Origin of the sequence: Agrobacterium sp. CFBP2214 (genome assembly GCF_030209895.1) — a bacterium.
Classification (GTDB): domain Bacteria; phylum Pseudomonadota; class Alphaproteobacteria; order Rhizobiales; family Rhizobiaceae; genus Agrobacterium; species Agrobacterium radiobacter.
In genome coordinates this window covers 120,900-144,943 of record NZ_JARVRC010000005.1, presented here as the reverse complement: position 1 = coordinate 144,943, position 24,044 = coordinate 120,900, and the positions used below count along the sequence as shown (strand labels likewise).

Sequence of the window (24,044 nt, the reverse complement as noted above, 5' to 3'; positions counted from 1 at the left end):
TTGCCGGCTCAGTAACCTCTGATCATGTCAACCGTTTCCGGCAGCCTGCCGGTCTCGCGCCATGCGCGGACATTGCCCGCGACGATCCGGGCCGAACTTTCGCGGCTTGTCGGGGCGGAAATATGCGGCAGGACCGTGACTTGCGGGTGCTGCCAGAATGGCGAAGCCGTGGGCAGCGGCTCCTGTTCGAAGACATCGAGAACGGCATGCGAAAGGCGGCCGTCATCGAGCGTCGCGATCAGGTCGTCGGCGACGATGACCGCGCCACGGGCGAAGTTGATCAGCGCCGCCCCCTGTTTCATTGCGGCGAGACGGCCGGCATCGAGAAGGCCACGCGTCGCGTCGGTGAGCGGGACGAGGCAGACGAGAATGTCGCTTTTTTCCAGCAGAGCTTGCAGCCCGGCATCGCCGGTCAGCGTTTCCACGCCTTCTATCACCTTGGCCGAGCGGCTCCAGCCGACGACGTTGAAGCCCGCATGGGTGAGGCGTTCGGCTGCAGCGGTGCCAAGCGCTCCAAGGCCAAGGAGACCGATGGTCATCTCGCCGGGATGGCGGTAGTCCAGCTCCTGCCAAAGGGCCTTTTGCTGGTTTTCACGATAGGCCGGCATGTCGCGCTGCAGATAGTAGGTCCATGCCAGAACGGCTTCGGCCATCACGCGGGAAAGCTCCGGGTCCTTCAGCCGGACGATGGGGGGAGCCTTGTCGCCCAGCTCCAGCACCAGCCGCTCGACGCCCGCCCACAGGCTGTGAATCCATGTGAGGCCCGGAAGCGCGGCGATATCGGCGGGATCGGGATTAGCGACGATGGCAAAGTCCACTGCCCGTCGCTGTTCGTCCGTCAATTCGGAGAAGGAGAGGATGTCCTCCTGCGGCATGGCGGCGCGTAGCGCCTGTTTCCAGACGGCTTCCGTTTCCGCATTCATCCGTGAAACAAAGGCGATGGGTGATGGCATGGGACTGATCCTGCTTGCGATTTTAGCTTTACGCCATCAATGCGCAATTTCGGGGGGCAATACCATGGGTTTATCGTTCGAATCTTCCACAGAATAAAACGGCCCGGTTTTCACCGGGCCGTTTCACGATTACGCCTCTTCCTTCACCGGCGGCTTCGCATCGCCGTAATAGGCCGAGAATTTCTCGTGATAGTGCTCCGAACCACCGGGGCCGGCATAACGCTGCAGTTCCGTCATGTCGGTCTTGTTCAGCACGATGCCGAGCGTCTTGTTGGCGATCTGCGGCTCGTTGGCCATCAGGTTCTGCACCATCTGGATCGGCGTCTTGCCCCATTCGGTGACGAAGACGAAACCGTCCACCTGCGGTGCAAAGGCCTTGGCATCGATGACGGGGACGACAGGCGCCAGGTCGACGATGATGTAATCGCAGGCCTCGCGCGCCGAGTCGATGAATTTGCGCATGCCGGAGGAGGACAACAACTCGCTCGAATGGGCGAACTGGTTGCTGGTCGAAACCGGCAGGATGCCCATTTTCGTGCGCGTATCGACCTTTACCGCCTGCGTCCACGGAATTTCATCGAGCACAACTTCCACCAGGCCGGCGGATTGCCGCGTCGTCAGCATGCGGCTGAGGCCGGGATTGCGGATATCCGCATCGACGACGAGGGTGCGCTTGCCGGTGGAGGCGATCAGACCGGCGAGATTGAGCGCCACGACCGACTTGCCCTCGTTCGGCAGGCAGGAAATGACGCCGATGACCCGGCATTGACGTTCCTGAATGACGACATCCGCGGTCAGCTTCACGTTGCGCAACGTTTCCGCGAAACTGGAGCGCGGGCTATCGACGGCAAGGCGCAGCATTTTCTGGAACGAGACCTGCCCGCTTTCGTCAAGCGTGGCATGTTCGCCGCCGGGGGTGGCGGCGCTGGTGCCGGCCTTGGCGTTTTCCACGCCTCTTTCCCCGATGAAGGGGAGGTAGCCGAGAAAGCGCATGCGCAGATTGTCGCGCACGTCATTGCCGGTGTGGAAGAAGCGGTCCCGGAACTCGAGAAGCGCCGCGATACCCCCGCCCAGCATCAGGCCGAGAACGACCGAAAGCGCCATGGTCATGGTCTTTTTCGGACTGGAAGGCGATGTCGGCAGGCCCGCTTCGGAGATGATGCGTGCCTTGGCGATCGGCAGTGACTGCTTTTGCGAGGCTTCCTCGAAGCGGCCGAGATAGGACTGATAGAGGGTGCGCAGCGCCGTGGACCGCTGTTCGAGTTCACGCAGCTGCACCATGGTGATGTTGGCTTGAGAATTGCGACCAGCTACCTTGTCGATACTGTCACGCAACGACTGCACGCGCGAATTGGCAACGTCGACCTCGTTCTTGAAGCTGCCGGTCAGCTGCTGCAATTCCTGGAAGATTTGCTGCGAAATCTCTTTTTTCTCGGCGTCGAGCGCGGCCGCCTGCGGATGGTCGGCGCCGAATTGCTGGACGATGCCGCGCTGCCTGTCGGAAATGGTGATGTAGCGCTTGCGCAAATCCTGAATGACCGAGTTGTCGGTATCACGGGCCGACACGACGGCATTGTCGACAGCTGTCTCCGGCCCGCGGTCGATAATCGACTTGTACTGGCTGTAGCGGGCAGAGGCAGTAGCTGCATCCGCCTGTGCGGAAATCAGTTGGCCATTAAGATCGGCAAGCTGGCTTTCCGACATAAGCTCACCGCGTGAGGATACGATATTGTTGTCAGACCTGTATTTCTGAACTGCAAGCTCGGCGGCCTGGGCGCGCTGGTTGAGGTCGGTCATGCGTTCCTGCAACCATACAGAAGCGCGCTCGCTGGCGTCGAAATTGGCGTTCAGCTGTTCGGTGAGGTAAGCCTGCGCATAGGTCTTGGCGATCTGCGCTGCCAGCTGACGGTCGGTCGAGCGGGTGGAAATGGCGATGACGGAGCTGCGGCCGACACGTTCCACCGTCAAGGACTGCTGCAGCACGGCGGCGGCCTTTTCGCGGCGTCCGGCGCGGATTGCGGCTTCGGAGACGGGCGGATCGCCCGGCAGGACGAGATCAAGGATACCACGCACGGAGGTTTTGACGAGTTCGACCGGCGACATCGGCGGATTGACGATGATGTCATTCTCGTCGAACTTGGCCTTGTCGACCACTGTCAGCGCCATTTCCTTGGATTTCAAAATTTCCACGGCGCTGGCGATGCGGTTGTCGACGATCTGGGCGGCGGGCACCGGCGATTCCTCTTCCGCATAACGGGAAAGGCTTTCATCCAGCAGCACCTGCGTCATCGCGGTGTAAACGGGGGTCGCAAGCACCAGATAAAGGCCGGCCAGAACCACGGCGGCAATGACGGAGGCGGCAATGACATTAGCACGACGCACCACGGCGGCCCACAGGCGGTCGAGGTCGATGAACGTGTCGGAATCCTTGCCGGACTCCGGAAAACCGATATTGGATTTAAAGGTCTTGTGGTGCATGGACCTACCTTGTGAATTAAAAATGGTACGCGGGAAGCCGAATAAACTCGCCTTCCCGCCCCCCGTTATTGGTGCGCCGGCCGCCTCCCCCGGCGGCGCGATTAAAGTCAGGCCGCCTGGACGCGGCTTTCGTGGTTCGCCACCAGTTCCTTCACCGAAGCGAGAACCTGGGCTTCCATGTCGGCGCGCAGCAGCGAGAAGGCGACGTTTGCGGCAATGAAGCCCTGCTTGCTGCCGCAGTCGAAGGTGCGACCGCTATATTTCTGCGCATGGAAAGACTGCTTTTCCGCAAGCCGCCTCATGCCGTCGGTCAACTGGATTTCATTGCCCGCGCCGCGCTCCTGCTTGGCGAGAATATCGAAGATTTCCGGCTGCAGGATGTAACGGCCATTCAGGTAATAATTCGAAGGCGCCTTGGATGGTTCCGGCTTTTCGACCATTTCGGTGACCGCAAAGCCGTGATTGACCTTCTGGCCGACGCCGACGACGCCATAGGACGAGACTTCTTCCGGCAGGCATTCCTCGACGCCGAGAATATTGCCGCCGACTTCGTCATAAAGCTCCATCAGCCCGGCAATGCAGCCGCGTGCGCCATAGGACACCATGTCAGGCAGAAGCAGCGCGAAAGGCTCCTTGCCCACCAGTTCGCGTGCACACCAGACGGCGTGGCCGAGACCGAGCGGCACCTGCTGGCGCGTATAGCTGACGGTGCCGGCGACGGGCAGCATCTTTTCCAGCTGCAGTACCTGCACGGTCTTGCCGGAACGGGTGAGGGTATTGATGAGTTCAGGCGCGCTGTCGAAATAGTCTTCGATGGCGGTCTTGTTGCGGCTCGTGACGAAAATGATGTGTTCGATACCGGCCTGCATGGCCTCGTCGACGGCATATTGCACGACCGGTCGATCGACGATCGTCAGCATTTCCTTTGGCATCGCCTTGGTGGCGGGCAAAAACCGCGTGCCGTTGCCGGCTACCGGAATGACGGCTTTTCTGACAGTTTTGTTCAGGTCCATCGCGTTCTCCTTCATCAAGGTTTGATCTGTCCCCAGTCCCCGCGCAGATTTCGTCTACGCGTAAATTTCACGAAATCTGTCTTTTCACCCCTGTATTCGCTCCGGGCGCAAACATGGCGTCCCGCAGCCTCCTCAGCCGCACTGCAATCGGCATTCTTAAGTGCCCCAGCACGGCAGGATCTCGGATTGTGGTCTTCAAGGCGCCCAGTACCGAGCGGCTCTTGATGTTTTCCACCAATGTCAAAAAATTATGCGCCAGCCGCAGGCTGCGGGCTCTCGCCTGCTGCGCATCCATGGCGGCGGGCAGCAGAGTGTAATGGCTCAGGAATTCCTGATCCGCCCGCATCATCGCTTCGACGTGATGAAGTTCAAGCACGCGCGAAATCGAGCCTTCGCGGATATTGTAAATGTAACCCGGCTTCGGTTCGATGACGCAGAGGCCGCCGGCGGCGAGCGCCGAGGCGAGCAGGATATAATCCTCGCCGATGCGGATATCCTCGCGGAAGCGCAGTGCCTCGCTATTGAGGAAATCGCGCCGGAACATCGGTTTCATGTAGCCGAAATTGAAGGTGGAGCGGAACAGGATGTTGGAGGAAATAAAGTCCTCAAGCGTGAGGGCGGATCGTTCCTCCAGAAACTCTTCCGGAAACATCGTCTCCATCGGCCTGCCGTCGGTATAGACCACATCGAGATTATCGACAGCGATGTCAGCATTCGCGGCCTCCGCCCGGCACATCATGCAGGCAGAACGCTCCGGGCGGATGACGTCGTCGGAATCGAGCACGGCGATCCAGCGTCCCGTCGCGGCCTCGATGCCGGCATTGCGTGCACCACCCGGACCGCGGTTTTCTTCGAGCGCAAGCAGGCGGATGCGGGGATCGATGGCGGCAATCGCCTCAACGAAGGGGATGGTATCGTCGGCGGAACGGTCGTCGACGACGATAACCTCCAGCGTCACACCCTGCTGGTCGAGCGCGCTTTGAACGGCGGCTTCGATCGTATCGGCGGCATTATAGGCGGCGATGACGAAGCTGATATCGGGCGGGGAGGTGAGATTTTCCATCAGGTCGCCTCCACCGCGCCATACTGGCGGATTTCGCGCACGCCGAAAGCGCCGCTCATCGAGCCCATATGCAGCGCGCCGCGCAGCGCATAACGGTTGCGGCGCACGGCGTTGAAGCCGTTCAAGGCGGCGAATACGCCACAATACAGCATTTTCGAACCTGCCTTCAGCACCTGAACCACACGGCGTGCACCGGGTTTCTTTTCAGCCAGCACGCGGCCGTGGGTCTGGCCGGAGCGGAAGCGGCGTTTGGCAAGCCACATGAAGCTTGCCCGATTTTCCGGAACCGGCTCCGACAAGACGGCGTCTTCCGCAAAGACGATACGGCCGCCTGCGGCGTGAAGATGCGAGAAGAAATGAGTGTCCTCGCCGCCGCTCTGGCCGAGCGCCAGCGCGAAGCGCCGGCCCTTGACCGAGGGCGCATCCATCTTGAGCAGCGTGTTGCAGGTATAGCCGGTGATGATCTCGCCATTGACCCACACCGGAACTGTCGAGTGGAAATCGCCGAGTTTCATCCAGCCCGGCGCATTGTCCCGGTAAACCGCCGTCACGGGGCCGAGGACGGTTTCCGCACCGGTCTCGTCGGCTTTTTCCAGAAGGGCGGCCAGCCAGTGCGGCGGGGCGGTCTCGTCATCATCGATAAAGGCCAGATAATCCGCGCTGCATTCCGACAGGCAGGCATTGCGGGCAATCGAAATATTCGATTTCGGGCAATGAACATAGGTGATCTCGAAGGGTGCGGTTTCACGCAGGCGATCGACGCTTGCCTTGGCGCTCGGCTCCTCGTCATTATCGGCCACAATCAGGCGAACTTTCACGCCTTCCGGCACGTCCAGCTCGAAGAGTGACAGAAGTGTGGCGACGAGTGCCGGGCGTCTGTAGGTGCAGATGCCGATATCGACGGTCTTGAGATTTTGCGTGCCGGTGACGGTGTTGTCGGTCATGAGACAGCCTTTCTTCCCCGGAATTTCAGGAGTTCCAGCCAGAAGCCGGTGGACCAGGCCAGATGCATCACCATCGCCGAAAAGGCGGCGAGCGGGCCGTATGGGTTTTGCTGACCTATTGCCATCCACAAGCCATAACCCACACATGCGGCGATCCAGAGGCCGAGCGGAATAAGTGCGGCCCAATGTACGAGCGACAGTAGCGCGAGAATGAAAACCGGCAGGACGGCGAGCGGAATCATCTGGCGGATTTTCGGGATCGAGCGATGTTTCAGGAGGTTCTTTGCCCGGCCACGGCCATAGGCGAGATATTGCCTGAACAGCGGCATGACGCTTGCGCGCGGATAATAGGTCATGCGGGTCTTGTCGGTCATCCAGAGGCGGAAACCGGATTTGCGTAGCCGGAAATCCAGTTCGGCATCCTCGTTATGGCTGAAGCTCTCGTCATAACCGCCCACCGCATCGAAAGCGGCGATCCGCATCAGCGCGTGGTGGCCATGGTCGATCCAGTGGCCTTTGGCGCCTTCGCGGTGCTTGGAGCCGCCATTGCCGAGCTTGGAATTCTGGGCGATGGCCGTCGCCTTCTGGAAAAGGCCGTGGCCGACCGTATCCATGGCGACGACGACGGAATCCGCGCCGGTGCGCTCGGCGTCCTCGATCAGCCTCTGGCAATAATCATCGGGATAATCGCCATGGGCGTCGATGCGGATGAGGTAATCAAAATCCTCGCCGAAGGTGGCGACGGCAAGATTGATGCCGGCGCTCTGGATGCGCTTCGGATTGGCGAGAAGCGTGACGCGATCGTCCTTTGCGGCAAAGGCGGAAACGATATCGCGGGTTCCATCCGTGCTGCCGCCATCTGCGACCACGATGCGGAAGAGACGCCCTTGCATCGCATCGGTAAATTTGACAAGCAGCCCCTCGATCGTCTTCGCCTCATTGAGGCAGGGTATGACGATCAGCGTTCTGATGCCGGAATGACCAAGACCTTCCATGATTTGCCCCCTACGCACTACACGGGTGAAAACTGCGCTTCGCGGGCGTGGCCGGAGGCGGATTTGGCGAGAGAGGACAAGTGCTGGACCAGCTGACGGCAATCGTCGCGGTCGGTCAGCCATTGTTTCCTGTCTGTTGTCGAGAGGGTGTTGAAGGCGTCCGCATAGATTTGCGGGGTCATCTCCGCAAACAGGGCGGCAAGATCGTCAGCGTCGGCATTCTGCAGGACAAAGCCGATACCGCGCTTTTCGATGAAACGCGCAGTTTCCGTGCCGGCAAGTGCAATCGGCAGGGTGCCATAAAGGCAACCCTCATAAAGCCGGTTGGGCAGAAGCCAGCTCGAATTCTGGCCTTCCTCGAAAAAGTCGATAGCCCAGGTGAACTGCACCTCGTTATAGATGGCGGCGAGGTCTTCGGGGTTCTTGTAAGGTCCGTGGAAATGCACATGCGGGGCGGCGGCTACGAAACCGTCGAAATCTGAAAACTCCGAATAGGCCGGCCGGCCGCGCAGGATGATTTCGACCCTGCCTTGCATGCGTCCGGCAAATTCGGCGAGGATCTCAAGTGATTTGCGGCAGCGAAGCGCGCCGAACCAGCCGATTTTCCACGGCTCGCCGGGGGCGGGCGGGCGCGGTTGCGGGGCGGCGGCAACGGCGGTGTCGAGCGCCAGCACCTTGTTTTCCTGCAGCAGGACGGGAAGGTCGAGGCCCGACACGGGCTTGAAATAATGCTCCACGAAGGCCGGAGAACTGGTGATCAGCAGTTTCGCGTCGCGGGCGAAATAACGCTGGGCGGCGTTCAGCATCTGCCCGGGCTTGCCCTTGTTGAGAAGCAGGCGGTGAATGTCGAGACATTCATAAACCAGTGCCGGCTGCCCGGCATAGATCGACATGGCCCGCTTTGCCAAAGCCAGCATTTCCAGGTTTCTGGCAAGAATGACATCGGGCGCGGGGATGTCGTTCAGGGTCTTGCCCAGCGAGAGGCTGGCTTTCGCCACCGCCGCCATGCGCTGCAGAAACTGCCCGTCGGCGGTTTCCCCGAGCACAACGGGCACGACGCCTTCAATCTCCGCCAGCCGGTTCTGCCCGCGCCGGAAACCGGCCAGCGTGACCCGTGCCCCGCCCGCAAGCAAGGTCAGTACCCGCCGACGAATGGCGGGGTCCGACAGATCATGCGCGAGATAAAGAACATGGGTCATGCAGGGTTCCGGTTGGTTTCATGCGTCAGAGACGCCGCAGCTTAGGTTTTGGTGCAAAAAAATCGGAGCGGTTCAAAAATGCGGTCAATTAAGGGCGCAGGCGATGGACTCTGGAAACTGGCATTTGTCACCGAGCGCCGTGAAGGCAAACCGGTCAACGATCATTTGTGATGGTCCCGCATAGGAGAACCGGCCCATCCAGTCCTTCAGCGTGTCGGTGCCCCACAGGCTGAAGAAAATCTTCTGGGCGTTCTGGGGGATTTTCGTCTCGTCCGTCACTTCATGGACGAGCTTGCCGTTGACGTAATAACGCAGGCGCTGCGGCTCCCAGACGAAAGCGTAGTCGTTGAAGCCGGCATCGGCGCCGCCTTCCACAGGCACCAGCTTCTCATTACCGCCCTTGGCGCAAATATACTGGTTCAGCTGCACCTTGCCCGTGTTCTTGCCGAGAACCTCGAAGTCGATTTCATCGTGCGGCTTCTTGTCGGTCGGGCCGATATAGGTGAAGAAGGCGGAGTTCAGGCCGGAGCCGGTGGCGGCCTTCATCCGTGCTTCATAGGTGCCGTAGCGATAACGCCCCTTGGTCTGGATTTCACCGCAGGCGAAGTTGCGATCACCGGCCTTGGCTTCCTCGAAACCGAGTGTGAGCTGGCCGTTTTCCACCGTTGCCAGCTTCTTCGACCAGGTGCAGTTCTGATGCGCGCCGTTGTTCCAGCCGTCGGAAACGTACCAGAAAGATCGGTCCATGGAATCGAAGTTCTCGATGAAGGACGTGCCGTTGCCTTCCTGCGCGTGGATCGGCGTTGCAAAAGCTGCGGCCGAAAGGGCCGTGGCAAGAAGAATGCGTGTCTGAACGCGGGTGACAAATGTTGTCATTGGTTCACCTCTGTCGTTGCGAATAAAGCGTTTCGGATGTGGGCGGGCCGATCATGGAGGCCCGTTTGGTCGCAAAATCGGTCATCGTCTTGCGTTTGCCGTTGCGGCTTCCGGTGAGCACGGAATAGACGGCCGGTAGATATTTCCGCGTCTGTGCGTTGCTGATGATCAGAATGACAAAGGCGGAAAGTGTCGCGGTGATATAGAAGGCGGGATAGAAGTCCGGCCCGCCCTTGTTCCAGACCATCCACATGATGACGAGCAGGGGATAGTGGGCGCAGAATATCCAGAAGCTCAGGCTGCCGGTTTCGGCAAGCCGCTGGCCAAGCCGGCTGCGGATCAACAGCGCGGAGGATGCCCAGAAGCCGAGCGCGCCGAAGACGGCAAGCAGATTGCGCGACATGTTGAGCCAGAAGGTGAATTCCGGCCCGGTGAGATAAAGTCCCGTCGCCAACATGGCCGAGGCGACAAAGGTCAGCGCCATGATCGGCACGGCGTAGGGGTCGAGCGCCTTGACGTCGATACGGTGGAGGGCAAGCGCGATGCCGAGCGAGAAGCTGAAGAGAATGGATTTCTTCTGGACGATGAAGATCGTCAGGTCAGGCATGGCGGTGATGAAGAGCAGGATGGCGAGGGTCGGCAGGGCGAAGCGGCGCATCAGAAAGGCGAGCACCGGCGACAGCAGAATGCAGACGAACAGGTCGCGCAGGAAATAAAGCGGCACATTTACCGGCAGCTCTTCGAGCGCGGTTCCATGGCTGATGATTTCACGCGGGCTGGCATTCCACAGATCGGGGAAATACCCGATGCCGACATCAAAGAGCTGGATCAGCAATACGGCCGCAAACAGCGCGCCATTCCACAGAAGGAAAGGCAGCAGCACGGTTTTCGACTTGGAGCGGATCGTCGCCGGATAATCGAACCCGCTCATGCCGCGGCGAAACAGCAGATAGCCGGAAATGGCGCTGAGACAGGGAACGCCGATGCGAAACAGCGCATCGCCCAGAAAAACCCGCAGCCAGTCGAAGAAGCCGTAAAGGCCAAGAAACGGGCTGGTCTCGGCATCGTGCGGCACATGGACGAACACGATTCCTGATATCAGCAATATGCGCATCAAGTTGATACGGGAGGATAGGTTCTGATCGACAGTCACATCAGTCACCCCTATTGGGCGGCGTCCACCCACGCCGCGTTGCAACCAGAGCGAACGTAAGCCCGCACTGGAAAGTCTGGTTTCGACTTTGGGATAAAATGTGGCGACGCGGGAAAAACACAAGATTAGATTTTGCGGGTGAATGTCTGGCGTCAGCGCCATTTCTTCGCTGAATAGAAGTCAAATAATTGAAATAACTGCAATTTTTACAAACTCACACATCGTTAAAAATCGCTGAAGCGTGTGAATTTGTCATTTGTCGTGATGTTGCGCTGCAAAAAGACGGGTGACTTTACCTCGCCGCGGTGAATGAAAACCTCGCGGCGAGGGCGCTTAACGGCGGAAATGAGGCGCATTTTTCCGCTATATTTCTAACCTTGGGTTGCAGTGTCCCGCATACGCCGCGATTTGACCATGCCTAAGATTTTCCCAAGCAGCGCGCGTTCGGTGAGCAGGATCAGCACCCCGTAGATGACGCCGCCCACGGCTGCGCCGATGAGAACCTGAAGGGTGGCACTGGGAATGCGCTCAGCCAGAACGTGAAGCAGATAACGCACCGCAACGGCCATCACGAGTGCCGCGATCATCGGCCTGCTGCTGACATAAAGGCCGCGGAAGAACGGTGTGTCGCTCGCCTTGAACACCGCCCAGGAATAGGCGACCAGCGTTACCGCATTGACGATGCAGAGCCAGACCATGGCGTCGATCAGCGTGCCGTAAAGTGCTGCGAGCCACACTGCCACCGTGGTGACGATGGCGCGGATCGTCGCCGACCAGAACAATACGCGGCCGTAACCTGCACCCTTCAGGTAGGGGATGAAGGTGCTGCATGGTGTCAGAATGGCCTTCGATAGCGCCAGCAGGCCGAGAACCGGCCAGGCATAGGCCCAGTTCTGCCCGAAGATGACAAGCATGGCGGGCTCGGCCACGGCCCAGAGGCCGAACATCATCGGCGCCAAGAGCACGGTCAGAACCTGCGTGCTGAACATCAGTGCATCACGACGGCGCTGCGGATCGTCCATCATGCGGCTGAAGGCGGGAAACAGAACGCCCATGACGGCGGACAGAACCACCTGATTGGGAATGCTGGCGAAACGATTGGAGGCGGAATAGGCGCCGGCATCCGCCAGACCCAGGTGTCGGGCAATGACCACCATCGGTGACTGGAAGGTGACGAAATTGGCGATTTCCGAGCCCATCAGCCCCGAACTGAAGCCGAGAAGCGGCACGAGACGGCGCGGTTTCATGACGAAACGCGGGCAGTAGCGGGAAACGGCATAAAGCCCGACAAGCCGGATGAGGGCGGCGGCGAAAAGCTGGATGATGAGCGCCCAGACGCCGAAGCCGAGAAGGGCGAGCACCACGGCGACAACCGCGGCGATGCTTTCCGACGCCATGCTCCAAAGCGCGTCCTTGCTGAAATTCATGCGCCGGGCGAGCAGCGAATAGGCAACATCGCCAGCAAGCTGCAGCGGAATGAGGAAGGCCATGATGCGCAGCAGATAGGCGCTTTCCACTGCACCCAGCAGCCCGCCGAAAAACTCCGCCCAGATGTAGAGGACGGCGGCCATGGTGCAGGAGATCGCCAGATTGGCCCAGAAGACGGTATGGATCGTTTCCATATCCTCTTCCTTCTCGACGATGAGGGCAGAGGTGAGCCCCGCGCCGGCGATCATGGTCAGAAACTGTACAACCGTTAGTCCTACCGCCACCACCCCGAATTCCTCCGGGGAAAGCAACCGTGCAAGAATGGGGACCGTGACAAATTTAAGCCCGAATGTCCCTGTTTTTGATAAAACGCTCCACCCGACATTCGTGGTGATGGTCTTTACATTTGGCGCTGGGGGCATACAAGCATCCTGTTTCTGGAGGCCGGCGGGAGGAAGCCGGTTGGGAGTTGCCGATACCATCGGGGCCGCTTTTAGGATCGGGCCCGACACTTCTTGATCAACGCAAGGGGCGAAACAATGGCAAGATTTACTGTCGTCATTCCCTACTACCAAAAGCAGCACGGTATCTTGGGACGTGCACTCGCATCGGTTTTTGCGCAGACTTACCAGGACTTCGATCTTGTCATCGTCGATGACGAATCGCCATACCCGATCGATCAGGAACTTGCGGAAATTTCGCAGGAACAGAAAGACCGGATTATCGTCATTAAACAGTCCAACGGCGGACCGGGCGGTGCCCGCAATACCGGTCTGGACAATGTGCCAGATGGCACCGACTATGTCGCCTTTCTGGATTCCGACGATATCTGGACACCCGATCATCTGCAGAATGCTGCCTTCGCGCTTCAGACCTATGGCGGCGAGTGCTACTGGGCCTCAATGCAGGCAAGTGACGAATTTTATTATCATTTCGCCATTTCCGAGCTGGAAAAAAATGAGGGTGCGGCAAGGCTTTCCGAGAAGCCGCTGGTGATCGAACTGCCGGATCTGGCAAGTGTGATGCTGCGCAACTGGAGCTTCCTGCATCTCTCCTGCATGGTGATCGGCCGTCCTCTTTTCGAGAAGATCCGCTTCGACCCGGCGCTGCGTCTGGCGGCGGAAGACGTGCTGTTTTTCTGTGATTCCATCCTCGCATCGAAGCGGACGCTTCTGTGTGACGATGCCGGCGCGATGCGTGGCATGGGCGTCAATATCTTCCACAGCATCGACAATACCTCGCCGGAATTCCTGCGCCAGCAGTTCAATACCTGGGTGGCGCTCGATACGCTGGAGGGCCGTTTTTCACGCCGGCCGGACGATGTCGCCTCCATCGCTTCCTATAAAAACACGGCGCGCAAACAGGCGCTGTGGAGCCAGGCGGGCAATCTGAAACGGCGCAAGGCGCCCGAATTCGGACTGCTTCTGAAATGGGCGATGCGCGATCCCGCACTGCTGCGTGCTGCTTTCGAACTCGGTGCCGGAAAAATCGTCCGCTCGAGATGAGCGAATTCTCGCCCACAAGAATTTATATGTTTTTTTACCCAGGAGTGACCTCATGAAACCTTACCACTGGGAATCTCATCATGGCAATTTCGGTGACGATCTCAACCTGTGGCTGTGGGACTTTCTGCTTCCGGGCCTGCGCGATGTGCATGACGATGTCATGCTGGTCGGCGTCGGCACCGTGCTGAACGATGTTCTTTTGCCCGCAAAGCAGCGCAAGCTGGTGATCGGCAGCGGCTATGGTTATGGCGCAGTGCCGGATACCAGCACCGAGTTCTGGGATATTCGCTGCGTGCGCGGCGACAAAACCGCCGCCAAGCTCGGGCTCGCCCCTGAAAAGGGCATTGTCGACCCGGCCGTCATGGTCACCGAGATGCCTGACTTCAAAGGCCTGCCGAAGCTCTACAAGAAGACCTTCGTTCCCCATTGGGAATCGGCGGAATTCGGCATGTGGGAAACGGTCTGCGAACCGGCGGGGCTCACCTATCTCGACCCGCGCGGCGAGGCGAAGGCTGTCATCCGCGCCATCGCCCAGTCGGAATTCATCGTCGCCGAATCCATGCATGGCGCAATCCTTGCCGATGCCTTCCGCGTGCCGTGGGTCGCGGTCAGCACCTCGCCGTCGATCAACAGCTTCAAATGGAGCGACTGGGCCGGCAGCGTGGGTGTCGAATATCAGCCGCGCTACGTGCCGGTTTCAACCCGCGCCGAGGCGGCGAAAAAGGGCTCGCGCTTCTGGGGCATGAGTTTCCCGCCGCCGCCAGGCCCGGTCATTGCCGAGACCGGTTCCGTTTCGATGCATGGGAACCCGACACATTTGGGCGATGTGCTGGTGCGACCGCAGGAGACCCAGTCCCGATCCCTGCGCAAGCTGGCCAAGCAGGTGCTGGCCGCGCCTTCCACACTGGCGCTCTGGCAGGCAAGCCGAGCGGAGCCACGCCTCAGCCCGGATGGCCGGCTGGAGGAGCGCAAGGAGCGTTTCGCCGCCGTTCTGGAAACGGTGAAGCGGGACTATCTCTGAGGGTCCAAGATAGTCCGCGGCGGTGCTTCCTTTCGCGCCACGGATAAAGTGCAGCGGCACCTATGCGTTTGGCAAAAGCGGAGCATCCGCAGGCCGTCACCCCGGGCTTGATCCGGGGTCCAGCGCGATCAAGTCATTGATCGCGAAAGACTCTTTCACGGAGCAGGCGTGCCGTGGCTGGATGCCGGATCGAGTCCGGCATGACGGAGGAGGGAACGGCGGACTTGTCGTCGTTCTTGCGGCAGTGGGTTCTACCCTCACGAAACCGGCGTGCCATCCAGCAGATAACGAACATCCCGCACCGGCGGCGGTTTGCGGAAGCGCGCGGTCTTGTCGGTCCAGATGCCGCGCGTGATGGCGGGCAGGGCGGGCAGCCGCGTCAGGGCGTGGCTCAGCGCACCGCCCATGCCCTTCTGCTTTTTCGCATCGAGAAAATGACGGAGTTCGAATTTGGCGCGGATATGTTTTTCATGTTCGCGCAGGATCGCCGTTTCCTCTGCCGAGAGCCGGCAACCGGCGAGAATGGCCTTGTCCGCCTCATATAGGCGGCGAAGATCTTCGGTGCGGTGACGGCCGCTCAGCGAGTTGCCGCGCACGATCGCGCCGTAACCGCAATGGCGGATGACCTTGTAACGTGCACCGGCGGCCAGCGCCCGCACGTAAAGTTCGTAGTCCTCGCCAAGCCGCAGACCGTCATCGTAACGCAATGCATGTTTGTCGAGAAAAGCGCGGCGTATCACCGGTTTCAGAAAGCCGGTCTCCCCGCGCTCCACACCGGGCCTGGAAATATTACCTTCCACAAATTCCGTGAGCGACAGAAACCGCGCCTGCGGTTCGAAACGGACCGGCTGCATGGAGGATGCGCCGGGGACCGATTGCTGGATGAAGGCAATATTGTCGGCCACGAGATCCCAGTCGTCATCGGCCAGCATGGCGGCGAAACGACCCCGGAAAAAGAAGTCGTCCGCATCGAGAATGCTGATCAACGGCGCGGATGAAATCGAGATGGCGTGGTTGCGCGCGGCCGAAGGGCCGCGATTGACATCGAATCGCACGACCCGCAGACGGCCCGTGCCATCATCCGCCGCATGCGCCACATCGCTCGTCGTATCGGTGGAACCGTCGTCGATAACCACGACTTCCCCGACCTCCGGCTCCACAAGGGCGGAGCGGATGGCTATATCGATCGTTTCGGATGCATTTTTCGCAGCGATGATGACGCAAATGGGCTGTGAACCACTCACCATGTGTTGTCCTTCTGCTTTGACCAACCGTCAGGATTTGGCCAGCAGAAAGTGTCAGGCGTGTGGATGCAAGCGATTTTTTTGCGGCGCAATAAAAGAAGCTGCGTAAAAACTCACATATCGGTCAGTTTGGCGCCATGCGGCGGCGGGCTTTTTACGGCGTCCGCCTGTATTGCCTCGGTGCCACGGTCCCCCGCGAAGGTTTCCCGCATGCGCCGTTTTTCCCGGGCGACCAGAACGAGAATCCCAATAAAATAACCGACTTGCAGAATGACTGCACAGATGAGGGTTTGGATGAATGCCGTGTAGAAGGAGCCGTGGATGAAATATGTCACAACCGCAAAGGCAAGCAATGCACCGATCATGCTGAAAAAAACACGAGGTGCATACATGGTGCTCTCCTCCCGAGAACGATTTCTCCATTTTTGACTGCGCTGCGGCATTTTTCTTCTTTGCAAGAAATATACGATGAGACCGGTGCTGTTTCAACACACATATACTTCTTCTAACGGTTGCGGCATGAAATTTCGGTAATCTTGATTGGTAAATTCCTCGGTAATTGCTGACTTCCCCCGATCGGGGCTGCCTTACCATGCGATTCCATGCTTTTGAGAGACATAAAAGCCTTCTCTTGCGGCCATTGCTCGCTGTCTTACATCCTCTGCAGACTTCGTTAACCATCTCGCCTTTAAAAAGTCGGTATTGATTCCTCAGCAAGAGCAAGGTGCCCGCGTGACAACGAGTTCAGAAGTAATCGCCTTTCCGGCAAAGAACCGTATTGCCGACGTTAAACGATGTGCAACCATGCTCGACCGGCTGCATGGTGTGGAGGCGAATGATTTCTGGCGCAGGGAGTGCCGTGAACTGGCCGCCTATCTGACGGAACTCGGTTATGAGGACGCTGCCATGCGGCGTGAAGTCATGGAGTTTCAAAATGCGGTGCAGGCGGAATTGTGGGCGGGTGACGCCACACCCGAGGCACGCCGAGACAGCCATTGAAACCTCAGCATTTTCCATAAAAAAGCCGGCGGGTGACAGACCCGCCGGCTTTTTTGTTCGTGCCCGTTTGATCAGGAGGCGCCGGCGCCGCGTGTGCGGGCAACGCCGTCAAGTGCCGGCTTATATTTCGGGTCGAGCCGGGCCGCATGCCCATAGGACTTGGCGGCCTTGGCCATCTCGCCGCGCCGCTCATAGACGAGCGCCTGGTTGGCCCAGGATTCTGCCACATTACCGTCAAGCGAAATAGCGTGGTTGAAATCCGCGAAGGCGTTTTCGTCGTCATTGAGTGCGACGTAAGAAAGACCGCGGCCATTATAGGGCTCCGGCGATGTCGACGACAGCGAGATCGCCTTGGAGAAGTCTTCGATGGCCTGGGCATGCTGGTTGCGCAGCTGGTAGATCAGGCCGCGATTGTGCCAGGCGCGTCCGTCGGTGGTTTCAAGCTCGATGGCGCGGGAGAAATCGTTGAAAGCTTCGTTCACGCGTCCGGACTGGCGGTAAAGATTGCCACGGCCGATCAGCGCCACGTCATAGCTCGGATTGATCTGCAGGGCGGCGTTGTAGTCCTGCAAGGCCTGCTGCTGCTGTCCGCTATTACGGTAAACCAGCGCGCGGTTGGCATAGGCCTGGTAAAAGCGCGGGTTGAGCTGCAGCGCCTTGTTGAAATCTTCGATGGCGCGGCGCGAATCACCGGCGCGGCCGTAAGCCGAACCACGGACGTTATAGCCTTCGGGATCCTGCGGATTGGCGTTGATGACCGAGGTAAGCGAGGCGATATTTTCCTGCGAACCCTGGGCGCGGTCGATCCTGAACACATCTTCCGTCTGGTTGGATGTCGCGCAGCCGGAAAGACCGGCAAGGACGGTACAGACGACCAGAGAAGCGCGGAACCCTCTGTTGTTTTTTAATGGCACCCGGCGCGTGGAGGCATCGGAGTTTTTCACAACACAGGCGTCGACAGCGATCATTCGGTGTGGGTTCCCTCGCAGGCCGGTCTCACGATCGTTCTCAAGAACATTCTCCGGCCACAAACACAAAGAGCGGCGGCGAATTGATCGCCCCCGCCCAACAAGCATTCAAAAACGTCCAAAAGACGGCCTATTAACGGCCTGCGCGGGGGCCTGCAACCAGACCTTCGCGCTGTGCACGCTTGCGTGCCAGCTTGCGAACGCGGCGAACGGCTTCAGCCTTTTCGCGGGCGCGCTTCTGGGAGGGCTTTTCGTAGTAATCGCGCATTTTCATTTCACGGAAAATGCCTTCGCGCTGCATCTTTTTCTTCAGGGCGCGGAGCGCCTGATCAACGTTATTGTCGCGGACTAGTACCTGCACGTTAAACCCGTTCCTTTAGTTTGGTTATCTTGCTGTGTGAATAAAGGCATTCACACGCAAACAAAAAATGGTTCGTCCGGCTGTCGAGCTGGGCGATTGGTGACGTGCAATAACAGATCATTTGCAGCAAGTCCAGCCGCTAGCGCATAATCAACCAGCAAAATGCGGCCTGCCCGGAATTCCGCCTGCGATGTCGAAACAAAATCATTGCGACGTCGCAAAATGAATATTGCCTCCCATCCCGATTTGCCATGTGTATGATACGGGCCGGAACTATGTTTACGGCCTCTGGCCGGTTCTTGAGGAGCAGACTGCGAATGCGCAAATATTCCGTTTTTGCCGTGGCGCGTGAGGCGTTGCGGGGTCATAAAGGGTGGGATGCGCAATGGGCTTCACCCGAGCCGCGCAAGGATTATGATGTCGTCATCATCGGCGGCGGCGGGCATGGGCTCGGAGCGGCCTATTACCTTGCCAAGGAACACGGCATTACCAATGTCGCAGTTCTGGAAAAAGGCTGGCTCGGCGGCGGCAATACCGGCCGCAACACCACCATCATCCGCTCCAATTATCTCTATGAAGAGAGCATGGATATTTACGAGCATTCCCTGAAACTGTGGGAAGGCTTGAGCCAGGATCTCAATTACAACGTCATGTATTCGGCGCGCGGCGTGATGATGCTGTCGCACAATATCCATGATCGGCAGTCCTTCAGCCGCCATATCAATGCCAACCGTCTTTATGGCATCGACAATGAATGGCTGACGCCGGAGCAGGCGAAAGCCTATTGCCCGCCGCTCGATATATCCGGCAATGCGCGTTACCCGATCAATGGTGCAGCCCTTCAGCGTCGCGGCGGCACGGCCCGCCACGACGCGGTAGCCTGGGGTTATGCGCGCGCGGCTTCAGACCGCGGCGTGCACATCATCCAGAATTGTGAGGTCACGGGCATTCGCCGCGGGCCTGATGGCGCGGTGACGGGCGTGGAGACCAATCGCGGTTTCATTGGCGCGAAAAAAATCGGTGTTTCCGCCGCCGGTCATTCCTCGGTCATCATGAAGATGGCGGACGTGCGTGTTCCCCTGCATTCCAACCCGCTGCAGGCGCTGGTGTCGGAACCGCTAAAGCCTATCTTCCCCTGTGTCGTCATGTCCAACACGGTGCATGCCTATATCTCGCAGTCCGACAAGGGCGAGCTGGTTATCGGCGCTGGCACGGACCAATATAACTCCTATTCGCAGACCGGCGGCCTGCAGATCATCACCCACACGCTCGACGCCATCTGCGAGCTGTTCCCGATCTTCCGCCGCGTCAAGATGATGCGGCAATGGGGCGGGATCACCGACAACACGCCTGATCGTTCCGCTATCCAGAGCGTGACGCCGGTGCAGAACCTCTTCGTCAATTGCGGCTGGGGCACGGGCGGTTTCAAGGCGACGCCGGGTTCGGCCAATCTCTTCGCGCATCTCATCGCCCGTGGCGAACCGCATCGCCTGGCGGCGGGGCTAACGCTTGACCGCTTCCGCACCGGCCGTCTTATCGACGAGGCTGCCGCTGCCGCGGTGGCGCATTGATGCTGGCGGCGGCGGCTATGCTTGCGCTCAATATATCTGGCGCGGCTGCAGCCGTGCCCGCCGGCAGCGTCATTCCCGAGGCTAAGGATTTCCGCAGCCAGAAGATTGCGAAAATGCAGGGTGAGAAAGACTGGCCCTTCGTGGCGGAAAAGGGCCTGCTTCTCTGCGCGCCGAGCCTTACGACGAAGATGGTTTATTTCGTCGGCGAGCAGGACGACGGTAAGCAGGACTACCCCTTCGCGATCGACACCGACATGATGGCGGTTGCCATCGTCAATATGGGCCGGGCCTCGGCGCTGAGGCCATTCGATAATTTCGAGCAACTTTTAAAGCGGCTTTCTCCGTTCGTTTCGATGGGCAGACGGCTGTGTGACCAACCCGCCGGAACAGCGCTTCCGGAAAATTCTCTCTAGGTGGAGCGACGATGCTTCTGATCCATTGCCCCTATTGCGGGGAAGACCGTTCCGAACTGGAATTCCGCTGGGCGGGCGAAGCCCATATTGCCCGGCCGGAAAACATCGCCGATATTTCCGACGAGGCCTTCGCGGAGTATTTCTTCATCCGCGACAATGACAAGGGCCTCGTTTTCGAGCGCTGGCGTCACATTCACGGCTGCGGCCGCTTCTTCAACGCCGCCCGCGATTCGGTGAGCGACAAATTCCTGATGACCTACAAGGCGGGTGAACCTAAACCCGATGCTGAAACGGTCCTTTCCGCAGAAAAGGGAGCCGGGAAATGAGCGGCGATTATCGTATCAAGGGCGCTGGCCGTCTGACCCCCGCCAGAACCGCACGCTTCACCTTCGACGGCAAGATCTATCCGGCGCTGGAGGGCGACACGGTCGCGTCAGCGCTTCTGGCAAATGGCGTGCATCTGATCGGCCGCTCGTTCAAATATCACCGGCCGCGTGGTTTCCTTTCCGCCGGACCGGAAGAGCCGAATGCGCTGATCGATGTCTCACGCGACAGCCTGCGTAAGCAGCCCAATGTTCGCGCCACGGTGCAGGAGGTTTTCGACGGCGCCATCATCGCCTCGCAGAACCGTTTCCCGTCGCTGTCCTTCGATCTGAACGCCATCAACGACGTTCTGTCTCCGATGTTCGCGGCCGGTTTTTATTATAAGACCTTCATGTGGCCGAAGGCCGCCTGGCACAAGATTTACGAACCGCTGATCCGCCGCGCCGCCGGTCTCGGCAAGGCGCCGAGCGAACCGGATGCGGATCACTATTCCGGTCGTTATGCCCATTGCGACGTGCTGGTCGCCGGCGCCGGCGTTGCCGGCCTGACGGCGGCGCTCGCTGCTGCAAAGACCGGGGCCAGCGTCATTCTGGTGGATGAAAATGCCGAAGTTGGCGGCGCGCTGCGTTTCGATACCGGTGCAGTCATCGATGGTCTGCCCGGTTATGAATGGGCGCAGAAGGTTTTCGCCGAACTGAAAGCCCTGCCCAATGTGCGGGTTCTGACGCGCACCACCGCCTTTGGTTATTACAACCACAATTTCGTCGCGCTGGCCGAGCGCGTGACCGACCATCTCGCCACGCCCGCCAGACACCAGCCGCGTGAGCGGCTGTGGCAAGTGCGTGCGAAGAAGATCGTGCTCGCGGCGGGCGCAATCGAGCGCCACATGGTCTTCGCTAACAATGACCGCCCGGGCATCATGCTGGCTGCGGCCGCCCGCACCTACCTCAACCATTATGGTGTGGCCGTCGGCCATAATGTCGGGGTCTACACCGCCCATGATTCGGCCTATGAGACGGCCTTCGATCTCAAGAAGGCGGGGGTGAAGATCGCCGCCATCGTTGATTGCCGGGAGAACCCGGATCAGCGCCTGCTGGACGAAGCACGGGCGCTCGGCATTGAAGTGCTGGCGGGTCACAGTGTTTACAACACCGCCGGCCGCCTGCGCGTCTCCTCGATGACCGTTGGCCGCAATGGTGGCGCCAACAAGCGCAAGATCGCCATCGATGCGCTTGTCGTTTCCGCCGGCTGGACACCCTCGGTGCATCTCTTCTCGCAATCGCGCGGCAAGCTGAAGTTTGACGCGGCTAACCAGCGTTTCCTGCCGGATATCCATGTGCAGAACTGCGTTTCCATCGGCGCCTGCAACGGCACGGATGATCTTTCCGCGATCATTGCCGAAGCGGCAGCTGCCGGTGGCGGTTCGGTGGCGTTTTCCGGCGAGAATGCGCGCGCCTGGACGGGCGGCATGATCGGTGCCGCCGAAGGCGCGGGTGAGGGCACCGGCGTCAAGGCCTTCATCGATTTCCAGCACGATGTCTGCGCCAAGGATATTCGCCTTGCCGTGCGCGAAGGCATGCATTCGGTCGAGCATATCAAGCGCTTCACCACCAACGGCATGGCGTCGGATCAGGGCAAGATGTCCAACATGCATGGTCTCGCCATCGCATCGGAGGCACTTGGGCGGGATTTGCCCAAGGTTGGTCTCACCACCTTCCGCCAGCCCTATACGCCGGTCACCTTCGGCACGCTCATCAACCATTCGCGCGGCGCGCTGTTCGATCCCACCCGCAAGACGCCGATGCACGAGGAAGAGCTTGCGGCCGGCGCGGTTTTCGAGGATGTCGGCAACTGGAAACGCGCCTGGTTCTTCCCGCGGGCGGGCGAGGGCATGCATGAGGCGATCAACCGCGAATGCAAGACGGTGCGTGAGAGCGTCGGGGTGTTCGATGCCTCCACGCTCGGCAAGATCGAGGTGGTCGGCCCGGATGCGGCGAAGTTCCTGAACCTCATCTACACCAATGCCTGGGATACTCTGAAACCCGGCCGCTGCCGTTATGGCATCATGACCCGTGAAGACGGTTTCGTTTACGATGACGGTGTTGTCGGCCGTCTTGCCGAAGACCGGTTCCATGTCACGACGACGACGGGCGGCGCGCCCCGCGTTCTCCAGCACATGGAAGATTATCTCCAGACCGAATTCCCCGATCTCGACGTCTGGCTCACCTCGGCAACCGAACAGTGGGCTGTCATTGCCGTGCAGGGGCCGAAGGCGCGGGAAGTCATCGCGCCCTTCGTTGAGGGTATCGATCTGTCGCCGGAAGCCTTCCCGCATATGGCGGTAGCCGAAGGCAAGTTCTGCGGTGTGCCAACGCGCCTCTTCCGCGTCTCCTTCACCGGCGAACTCGGCTTCGAAATCAATGTGCCGGCCGATTACGGCGCCGCCGTCTGGAGCGCGATCCGCGACAGGGCGGAAGCCGTCGGCGGCTGCCTTTATGGCACCGAAACCATGCATATCCTGCGTGCCGAGAAGGGTTACATCATCGTAGGGCAGGATACGGACGGAACGGTGACACCTGACGATGCCGGGCTTGCCTGGGCCGTTTCGAAAAAGAAGACGGATTTCGTCGGTATCCGCGGGCTGAAACGCCCCGATCTCACGCGCTCCGGCCGTAAGCAGCTTGTTGGCCTGAAGACCAAGGACCGGCTGACCGTTCCGGATGAGGGCGGCCAGATCGTCGTTGATCCGAACCAGCCGAAACCGATGACCATGCTCGGCCATGTCACCTCCGCCTACTGGTCGGAAAATCTCGGCCATTCCATCGCTTTTGCGCTGGTGGCGGATGGCAGGGCGCGCATGGGCGAAACGCTCTATATTCCACTTGCCGATAAAACCATTGCCGTCGAAGTGACCGACATGGTCTTCCTCGACAAGGAAGGAGCCCGTCTCAATGGCTGACATGCTGCACGCAAAACGCAAATCCGTGCTTGAGGATTTTCACGGCGGCTCTCCCTTCGTATCGCTCAAGCCTGCGGCTTCCGCCTCGCGGCTGTCGCTACGCGCACGGGAAAGCGCCGTACCGGCGCTGTCCGAAGCGCTCGGTCTTGCGCTGCCCACCAGCCCGAAGAGTTCCGTCACGTCGGGCCTGCGTTCCGCCCTGTGGATTGGGCCGGATGAATGGCTGGTGATCGATCAGGGCGAAAGCGACCTGATGGCAGCGCTCGCCAATGTTGCGGGCCTGTTTTCGGCAACCGATGTTTCCCACCGCAACACGGCCGTCATCGTCTCCGGCGCTGGCGCGGAAGCAGCGCTCAATGCCGGCTGCCCGCAGGACCTTTCTCACGCAAAATTCCCTGTCGGCGCTTGCTCACGCACCGTCTTCGGCAAGGCGGAAGTGGTGCTGCTGCGCACCGCGGACGATACGTTCCGGGTGGAATGCTGGCGCTCCTTTGCCGAATATGTCGGCGGGCTGCTGCAGGAGGCGGCGGCGGACGTGGCGGTTTAGACTCTTCAAGCGTTTTAAAAAGAGAGCGGC

22 protein-coding genes are annotated in these 24,044 nt (G+C 59.7%); 8 read left to right on the top strand and 14 right to left on the bottom strand.

Annotated elements, in window-relative coordinates; all coding sequences use genetic code 11:
- Positions 1 to 8 precede the first annotated feature (8 nt).
- The 10 genes from QRN60_RS15230 to QRN60_RS15185 all read right to left on the bottom strand — a co-directional run bounded on the left by QRN60_RS15230 (position 9) and on the right by QRN60_RS15185 (position 12,524).
- Entirely contained in the window at positions 9 to 953 is a 945-nt protein-coding gene (locus QRN60_RS15230) for a 2-hydroxyacid dehydrogenase (protein ID WP_112295861.1), read from the bottom strand.
- 129 nt (positions 954 to 1,082) lie between these two features.
- On the bottom strand, positions 1,083 to 3,431 hold the full coding sequence (locus QRN60_RS15225) for a polysaccharide biosynthesis tyrosine autokinase (protein ID WP_003508505.1): 2,349 nt from the start codon (positions 3,429 to 3,431) through the stop codon (positions 1,083 to 1,085).
- A 107-nt stretch (positions 3,432 to 3,538) separates the two neighbouring features.
- Positions 3,539 to 4,444 (bottom strand): UTP--glucose-1-phosphate uridylyltransferase, encoded by a 906-nt coding sequence (locus QRN60_RS15220; RefSeq protein ID WP_003508507.1) that lies wholly within the window; start codon positions 4,442 to 4,444, stop codon positions 3,539 to 3,541.
- Positions 4,445 to 4,511: 67 nt separating this feature from the next.
- Positions 4,512 to 5,507 carry a glycosyltransferase family 2 protein gene (locus QRN60_RS15215; protein WP_060723806.1) on the bottom strand — a complete coding sequence of 332 codons (996 nt, stop codon included), beginning with the start codon at positions 5,505 to 5,507 and terminating at the stop codon, positions 4,512 to 4,514.
- Complete coding sequence (locus QRN60_RS15210) at positions 5,507 to 6,451, bottom strand: glycosyltransferase family 2 protein (protein ID WP_112295860.1); 945 nt, start codon at positions 6,449 to 6,451, stop codon at positions 5,507 to 5,509. Before QRN60_RS15210 ends, QRN60_RS15215 begins: the two co-directional genes overlap by 1 nt.
- A complete protein-coding gene (locus QRN60_RS15205) occupies positions 6,448 to 7,446 on the bottom strand; it encodes a glycosyltransferase family 2 protein (protein ID WP_060723808.1) in 999 nt (332 codons plus the stop codon). The genes QRN60_RS15210 and QRN60_RS15205 overlap by 4 nt, the downstream gene beginning before the upstream one ends.
- Before the next feature lie 17 nt (positions 7,447 to 7,463).
- Entirely contained in the window at positions 7,464 to 8,645 is a 1,182-nt protein-coding gene (locus tag QRN60_RS15200) for a glycosyltransferase family protein (protein ID WP_003508515.1), read from the bottom strand.
- Positions 8,646 to 8,729: 84 nt separating this feature from the next.
- Complete coding sequence (gene exoK, locus QRN60_RS15195; RefSeq protein WP_284765675.1) at positions 8,730 to 9,521, bottom strand: endo-1,3-1,4-beta-glycanase ExoK; 792 nt, start codon at positions 9,519 to 9,521, stop codon at positions 8,730 to 8,732.
- 4 nt (positions 9,522 to 9,525) lie between these two features.
- Positions 9,526 to 10,674, bottom strand: a complete 1,149-nt coding sequence (locus QRN60_RS15190) for an acyltransferase family protein (RefSeq protein ID WP_077998598.1) — start codon at positions 10,672 to 10,674, stop codon at positions 9,526 to 9,528.
- Positions 10,675 to 11,045: 371 nt separating this feature from the next.
- The gene (locus tag QRN60_RS15185) at positions 11,046 to 12,524 is read right to left on the bottom strand and encodes a lipopolysaccharide biosynthesis protein (RefSeq protein WP_060723448.1); all 1,479 of its coding nucleotides are present in this window, start codon (positions 12,522 to 12,524) and stop codon (positions 11,046 to 11,048) included.
- Positions 12,525 to 12,641: 117 nt separating this feature from the next.
- Here QRN60_RS15185 and QRN60_RS15180 point away from each other — a divergent pair, with 117 nt between their 5' ends.
- A complete protein-coding gene (locus tag QRN60_RS15180) occupies positions 12,642 to 13,607 on the top strand; it encodes a glycosyltransferase family 2 protein (protein ID WP_112295402.1) in 966 nt (321 codons plus the stop codon).
- A gap of 52 nt (positions 13,608 to 13,659) precedes the next feature.
- On the top strand, positions 13,660 to 14,628 hold the full coding sequence (locus QRN60_RS15175; RefSeq protein ID WP_112295401.1) for a polysaccharide pyruvyl transferase family protein: 969 nt from the start codon (positions 13,660 to 13,662) through the stop codon (positions 14,626 to 14,628).
- A 257-nt stretch (positions 14,629 to 14,885) separates the two neighbouring features.
- Here the strand turns inward: QRN60_RS15175 and QRN60_RS15170 are convergent, their stop codons facing one another.
- Both QRN60_RS15170 and QRN60_RS15165 read right to left on the bottom strand, forming a co-directional pair.
- On the bottom strand, positions 14,886 to 15,875 hold the full coding sequence (locus tag QRN60_RS15170) for a glycosyltransferase family 2 protein (protein WP_111793073.1): 990 nt from the start codon (positions 15,873 to 15,875) through the stop codon (positions 14,886 to 14,888).
- A 110-nt stretch (positions 15,876 to 15,985) separates the two neighbouring features.
- Positions 15,986 to 16,264 carry an exopolysaccharide production repressor protein gene (locus tag QRN60_RS15165; protein WP_112295400.1) on the bottom strand — a complete coding sequence of 93 codons (279 nt, stop codon included), beginning with the start codon at positions 16,262 to 16,264 and terminating at the stop codon, positions 15,986 to 15,988.
- 340 nt (positions 16,265 to 16,604) lie between these two features.
- Here QRN60_RS15165 and QRN60_RS15160 point away from each other — a divergent pair, with 340 nt between their 5' ends.
- On the top strand, positions 16,605 to 16,871 hold the full coding sequence (locus QRN60_RS15160) for a DUF6074 family protein (RefSeq protein WP_020812422.1): 267 nt from the start codon (positions 16,605 to 16,607) through the stop codon (positions 16,869 to 16,871).
- Positions 16,872 to 16,942: 71 nt separating this feature from the next.
- Here the strand turns inward: QRN60_RS15160 and QRN60_RS15155 are convergent, their stop codons facing one another.
- On the bottom strand, positions 16,943 to 17,839 hold the full coding sequence (locus QRN60_RS15155) for a tetratricopeptide repeat protein (RefSeq protein ID WP_003508539.1): 897 nt from the start codon (positions 17,837 to 17,839) through the stop codon (positions 16,943 to 16,945).
- A 133-nt stretch (positions 17,840 to 17,972) separates the two neighbouring features.
- On the bottom strand, positions 17,973 to 18,200 hold the full coding sequence (gene rpsU, locus QRN60_RS15150) for a 30S ribosomal protein S21 (RefSeq protein WP_003508541.1): 228 nt from the start codon (positions 18,198 to 18,200) through the stop codon (positions 17,973 to 17,975).
- A gap of 317 nt (positions 18,201 to 18,517) precedes the next feature.
- Between rpsU and QRN60_RS15145 the strand changes: the two genes are divergently transcribed.
- The 5 genes from QRN60_RS15145 to QRN60_RS15125 are packed head-to-tail and all read left to right on the top strand — an operon-like array spanning position 18,518 to position 24,014.
- Positions 18,518 to 19,771 (top strand): sarcosine oxidase subunit beta family protein, encoded by a 1,254-nt coding sequence (locus QRN60_RS15145; protein ID WP_003508543.1) that lies wholly within the window; start codon positions 18,518 to 18,520, stop codon positions 19,769 to 19,771.
- A 2-nt stretch (positions 19,772 to 19,773) separates the two neighbouring features.
- The gene (locus tag QRN60_RS15140; protein ID WP_035213317.1) at positions 19,774 to 20,184 is read left to right on the top strand and encodes a hypothetical protein; all 411 of its coding nucleotides are present in this window, start codon (positions 19,774 to 19,776) and stop codon (positions 20,182 to 20,184) included.
- A gap of 11 nt (positions 20,185 to 20,195) precedes the next feature.
- On the top strand, positions 20,196 to 20,510 hold the full coding sequence (locus QRN60_RS15135; protein WP_020809520.1) for a sarcosine oxidase subunit delta: 315 nt from the start codon (positions 20,196 to 20,198) through the stop codon (positions 20,508 to 20,510).
- A complete protein-coding gene (locus QRN60_RS15130; RefSeq protein ID WP_112295399.1) occupies positions 20,507 to 23,467 on the top strand; it encodes a sarcosine oxidase subunit alpha in 2,961 nt (986 codons plus the stop codon). The genes QRN60_RS15135 and QRN60_RS15130 overlap by 4 nt, the downstream gene beginning before the upstream one ends.
- Positions 23,460 to 24,014 carry a sarcosine oxidase subunit gamma gene (locus tag QRN60_RS15125; RefSeq protein WP_020809522.1) on the top strand — a complete coding sequence of 185 codons (555 nt, stop codon included), beginning with the start codon at positions 23,460 to 23,462 and terminating at the stop codon, positions 24,012 to 24,014. Before QRN60_RS15130 ends, QRN60_RS15125 begins: the two co-directional genes overlap by 8 nt.
- Positions 24,015 to 24,044: the final 30 nt, after the last annotated feature.